Below are 1812 nucleotides of genomic sequence, written 5' to 3' on the forward strand. Positions count from 1 at the left end.
GTGGGGGGGGGGGGGGGGGGGGGGGGGGGGGGGGGCGGGGGGGGGGGGGGGGGGGCGCGCGCCGGCGCGGGGCGGGGGGGGGGGCGCCGGCCCGCCCCCCCCCCCCGGGACGAGCTGCAAGCGCTCGCCGAGGCGTTGAACGCCCTGCTGGCCCGACGCGACGAGGCCACCGAACGACTGCGCCGGTTCACCGGTGACGCCGCGCACGAGCTGCGGTCGCCCGTCACCTCCGTGCGGGCGCAGGCCGAGGTGGCGGTCGCCCACCCGGACCCGGACTTCTCCATCGAGGTCCTCGAATCGGTGGTGGAGGAGTCCGAACGGCTGTCCGCGCTGGTCGACGCGCTGTTGATCCTGGCCCGCGCGGACACCGGCGAGCTGCCCCGCGCCGAACCCGTCGACCTGGTGCTCCAGGCGCAGGCCGCGGTGGACCGGCTCGGCGAGACCGATTTGCTCGTGCGGCTGGCCGCGCCGATGAGCGCGTGCCTGATCTCCGCCGCGCGCACCGAGGTGGAGCTGGTGCTGGACAACCTGCTGCGCAACGCCGCCCGTTACGCCCGCACGTTCATCCGGATCTCCGTGCTGCCGGCCGCGCGGGAGGTGCGGCTGCTCGTGGACGACGACGGGCACGGCATCCCCGAGGAGCACCGGGAGAAGGTGTTCGACCGCTTCTACCGGGTCGAGTCCGACCGCGGCCGGGCCACCGGCGGCTTCGGCCTGGGCCTCGCGCTGGTGGCGCACCTCGTGCGGCGGCGGCGCGGCACCATCCGGGCCGGCGAGTCGCCCGAGGGCGGCGCGCGGCTGGAGGTGCGCTGGCCGCTCTACCGGTGACGCCGTGGTGGCAGGATCGGCGACCGTGCCCGAGCTGAGAGCCACCACCCTGGTCGACGCCCCGCTGCGGACGGTCGCCGCCGCGCTGCTCGACGCCCGGCTGCTGGCCCGTGCCGTGCGCGGCCTGGGCGTGCGGATCTCGGGCGGCGGGCCGGTGCTGCACGTCGGCGCGTCGCTGACCGGGTCCGTCGGGCCGCTGCGGGGGACGCTGGCCGTGACCAGGGCGGACACCACGGGCGTGTCGGCGGCGCTGGTCGACGGGCCGCTGCCCCGGTTGAGCCTGGTCACGGACCTGCGGCACACCGGCGGCGGGACGATGGTGGTCGACTCGGTGGAGTGGTCGAGCCCCGGCGGGCCGGTCGGGCGGCTGGCCGACGTCCTGGTGGGCCGCGGCCTGGCCCTGAAGGTGCTGCGGGCGCGTGCGGCGGCCGTGTCGCGGCGCAGCGTCGAGCTGCTGGGCGCACGGGTGGTGGTGGGCGCGGCGATCGTGCACGACGGGCGGCTCCTGGCCCAGCAGCGCAGCTACCCGCCCGAGGCGGCGGGCAGGTGGGAACTCCCGGGCGGCCGGGTCGAACCGGGCGAAACGGACGAAGCGGCCGTGATCCGCGAGTGCGCCGAAGAACTGGGCGTCGCCGTCACCCCCGGCGCGCAACTCGGCCCGGACGTCCCCCTGACCGACGACCTCCTCCTCCGCGCCTACACCGCCACCCTCTCCGCCGGCACCCCGACCGCCGTCGAACACCGCGCCCTGCGCTGGCTCTCCGCCACCGACCTGGACACCGTCGACTGGCTCCCCGCCGACCGCGTCCTCCTCCCCGCCCTCCACCCCCTCCTCCCGTGACCCCGCCCCAACCCGCGCGTGTCCTACGTCCAGAACGCGCGTGTCCTACGTCCAGAACGCGCGTGTCCTACGTCCAGAACGCGCGTGTCCTACGTTCAGAACACCCGAGTTGAGCGTTCAGAACAGTCGATCTTGTTCTGAAC

The 1812-nt window shown here is 76.3% G+C and carries 1 protein-coding gene and 1 pseudogene; both read left to right on the top strand.

All coding sequences use genetic code 11. The features are described from left to right. Positions 1 to 105: 105 nt before the first annotated feature. Positions 106 to 828: pseudogene (locus tag ACFXGA_RS39100) on the top strand (sensor histidine kinase); the annotation flags it as partial. 25 nt (positions 829 to 853) lie between these two features. Continuing rightward, the gene (locus ACFXGA_RS39105) at positions 854 to 1669 is read left to right on the top strand and encodes an NUDIX domain-containing protein (RefSeq protein WP_378097907.1); all 816 of its coding nucleotides are present in this window, start codon (positions 854 to 856) and stop codon (positions 1667 to 1669) included. Positions 1670 to 1812: the final 143 nt, after the last annotated feature.

It is taken from the genome of Actinosynnema sp. NPDC059335 (assembly GCF_042752395.1).
Taxonomy (GTDB): domain Bacteria; phylum Actinomycetota; class Actinomycetes; order Mycobacteriales; family Pseudonocardiaceae; genus Actinosynnema.